The following is a 2,793-nucleotide window of genomic DNA, read 5'->3' as shown; positions in this document are numbered from 1 at the left end:
TTGGTGCACGCCGTGAAGGCGTTGGAGTTGTAGACCTTGTCGTAGACGTACTTGATGGTCTCTTCCGAGTTGCCGCGGATCTTGCCGAAGTGCTGCAGACTGGGGCCGATCGTGCCGTAGGCGACTTCCTTCTTGGCCAGTTCGTGGCAGGCGTAACAGTTGCCGCCGCGCAGCTTGCCGGCCTTGTCCGGCTGGAGGAAGCCGATGTGACCGCCAGTGCCGACGGCAGCGAGCTTCTCGCCTTCCTTCCAGTCACCGATCAGCTTGCCATCGACCGGGTAACGGATGGTCGCCGCATTGAGCTTTTCGAGTTTCTCGCCAATCTTGCGCGGCGGACTGTCGCGGTAGATGCCGCAGGTCTTCATCGTCTCGTCCTGCTCGAGACGGGTCATCCAGTATTTCGGATTCTCGGCCTTGAACGAGGCGCGGAACATCTGGTCGGCTTCCTTGGCGTACTTTCCGCCCGGTGCTTCAACGGCTTTCTGAGCCAGGGCCGGCGTTGCGATGGCCACGGTCAACCCGAATAAAAGGGCAAATTTGAAATTCATGGTCATCCCCTTTTCAGCGCTTGATGCCCGGCGTTTCCATCACGGTGCCGGTCGCAGTTTTTTGCAGATAGGTTTCCAGCGCAACGATCGAATCGGCCAGATACTCGGGCTCAGGCCAGCGGGCCTGGCGCATGCAGTCGATCAGCCGACGTTGCATGGTCCACACCGTGCCCTGCGAAACGCGGTACGACGGCCAGGTCTTCATGGCGAAGCCGGCACCGTCTTTGGTCGTCAGGTTGCCGAGGTCCTGCAGGCGGATACGCTTGCCTTCCTGACCGTGACAGATGGCGCAGGAGAAATCCTGCGGGCCGGAACGGCGATAGAAAATGTATTCGCCCATCTTGGCCATCTTCGCTTCTTCCGGGTGCGTTGCCGGCACGTTGATCGGCTTGCCGTTCGACTTGGCGCCGATGAAAGTGACCAGCGCCTCGATGTCGGAATCCTTGCCCGGTTTCGAATACCACTGCTTGGTCGCTTCGGCCAGCGTGAAGCCTTGCAGCGTCATCATGCAATGCACCAGGCGGGACTCGACATCCATGACCTTGCCGGTGTCCTTGAAGTATTTCGGCAGGGCGGCATAGGCGCCGTCCAGCTTGCCCGGCCCCTGGCCGAGATCGCAGTGTTCGAGCGAGGCATTCTTCGGGCCGCGCTTTTCCAGCCACAGGCCTTCGCCCTTGAGCTCGAACAGGTCGGCCGGATTGCCGTCGGCCAGCGCTTCGCGATATTTCGCCAGTTCATCGGCCACCTTGCTGTCCTGGGCCGCCACACCGCCGGCAAAGGCGGCCATGACAGCCGCCCCGACCAGCGTTTTCATCAAACGTCGGATCATTGAATACTCCTCCACGGGGTAAAAGCGACGGCAGCGGCGATCTGTGTCGCCTGGCTGCCGTGTTGAGTGCGATCAGCTATCAGTTAACGACGGCTTCGTCGGAGCGGGTGTCGCCCTTGTTGTCCTTCCAGCTGACGGTGATCTTGTCGCCCTTGGCGCCGCCCTTAAATTTGAAGGCGAGGTAGGGGTTCTTCGAGACGGACGGCCCGAATTCGCAGCTCAGCACCGTCTTGTCGCCATGCTTGGCGGTCAGTTCGGTGATGAACCAGGCCGGCACGACGGCGCCCGCCGAATCCTTGCGCTGGCCGGTTTCCATCTCGTGGCTGACCAGCACCTTCACTTCGGTAACGCCTTCCTTGTTGGCGGCGCGGATTTTCATTGGATTGCCCATTTGTTTCTCCTGAATTCTCAATTAGTTGAAAAAGCGAGGGGCGAGCGTTGCGAGCGAAGGCAGAACAAGGCGCGACCGGGAGACAGTGCAATTTGCACGGCGACCGGACGCAACGCAGTTATGCCGAGCGCAGTAGCTCGCAACCGCTTTTTAGCCACCGCAGCCACCGAGGGTGACCTTGATCTCTTTCGTCGCCATGAAGAACTTGCCGTCCGACTTGACCAGCGCGTAGATGTTCGAGGTCTGGCCCATCTTGACCCGGGTCTGGACGCTGGCTTCGGTGCCTTCCGGCAGCATGAAGGCGGCGGCTAGCGCGTTCGGGTTCTTCTCGATCAGGATGGCGACCATGCTGATGTTGGGCAGGCTGGAGGCCACGCCAACCGGCACGACGGCGCCGTTTTCGGCGATGTCCGGACCGGTAACCTGGACGTCCTTGCTGTCGGTCGGGCTGTTCACGCCAAGCGCCTTGAGCGTGTCGGCCATGCTCTTGGCGTCGAAAGCCGCCTTGTTCCAGTCGGCCAGGGCGATGCCCGGGGTGATGATGCCAGCGGCAGCCAGCATGCCCAGCAGGGCGGCGCCGGAGCCGGATTTCAGTACGGTGCGACGTTGATTGTTCATGACTTCTCCTCTGTAGAAATTGGAATTACCTGGAACCGTTGAGAATCCACTGCACCAGTGTTTTCAGATCTTCGTCCTTGACATGCGCATTCGGCGGCATCGGGATCGAACCCCAGACGCCCTGCCCGCCGGCCTTGACCTTGGCGATCAGGCGCGACTCCGCATCGGTTTGATCCTTGTAACGGGCGACGACTTCGTTGTAGCCGGGGCCGACGATCTTGCTCTTCAAGCCATGGCAAGCCATGCAGCCGCTCTTCGTCGCCAGTTCCAGCGTGCCGGCATCGGCTGCCTTTTTGGCCGCCTCGGGGCCGAGCGTCCGGGTGCCGCGCACCGGGCCGAAGCTGCGGTACTGGTCAGCCAGTTCGCCGTGCGCCGTGCGGGCGTATTCGGGCAGCGTCGAGCCGATC

General features: G+C 61.4%; 5 protein-coding genes. All 5 read right to left on the bottom strand.

Going from position 1 to position 2,793, the window contains the following annotated elements:
• Nucleotides 1-548, bottom strand: a 548-nt coding sequence (locus tag ADADOO_RS16160) for a cytochrome c family protein (RefSeq protein ID WP_511278535.1), incomplete at its 3' end; no start/stop codon positions are given.
• Nucleotides 549-561: 13 nt separating this feature from the next.
• Nucleotides 562-1,377, bottom strand: coding sequence for a sulfur oxidation c-type cytochrome SoxA (gene soxA, locus ADADOO_RS16155; protein WP_511278534.1), 816 nt, complete (start codon nt 1,375-1,377; stop codon nt 562-564).
• A gap of 79 nt (nt 1,378-1,456) precedes the next feature.
• Complete coding sequence (soxZ, locus tag ADADOO_RS16150) at nt 1,457-1,768, bottom strand: thiosulfate oxidation carrier complex protein SoxZ (protein ID WP_511278533.1); 312 nt, start codon at nt 1,766-1,768, stop codon at nt 1,457-1,459.
• A 150-nt stretch (nt 1,769-1,918) separates the two neighbouring features.
• Nucleotides 1,919-2,386 (bottom strand): thiosulfate oxidation carrier protein SoxY, encoded by a 468-nt coding sequence (soxY, locus tag ADADOO_RS16145; RefSeq protein ID WP_511278532.1) that lies wholly within the window; start codon nt 2,384-2,386, stop codon nt 1,919-1,921.
• Between the two features lie 25 nt (nt 2,387-2,411).
• A partial coding sequence (locus tag ADADOO_RS16140) for a c-type cytochrome (protein WP_511278531.1) occupies nt 2,412-2,793 on the bottom strand: 382 nt, incomplete at its 5' end.

This window comes from Azonexus sp., from assembly GCF_036170495.1.
Taxonomy (GTDB): domain Bacteria; phylum Pseudomonadota; class Gammaproteobacteria; order Burkholderiales; family Rhodocyclaceae; genus Azonexus.
Note: the sequence above shows the minus strand (reverse complement) of the source record. Positions and strands in the feature narration are given on the sequence as shown.

Bases quoted from the DNA above. Each gene is read 5' to 3' on its own strand.
- soxA (WP_511278534.1), bottom strand. From the start codon at position 1,377: ATGATCCGACGTTTGATGAAAACGCTGGTCGGGGCGGCTGTCATGGCC.
- soxZ (WP_511278533.1), bottom strand. From the start codon at position 1,768: ATGGGCAATCCAATGAAAATCCGCGCCGCCAACAAGGAAGGCGTTACC.
- soxY (WP_511278532.1), bottom strand. From the start codon at position 2,386: ATGAACAATCAACGTCGCACCGTACTGAAATCCGGCTCCGGCGCCGCC.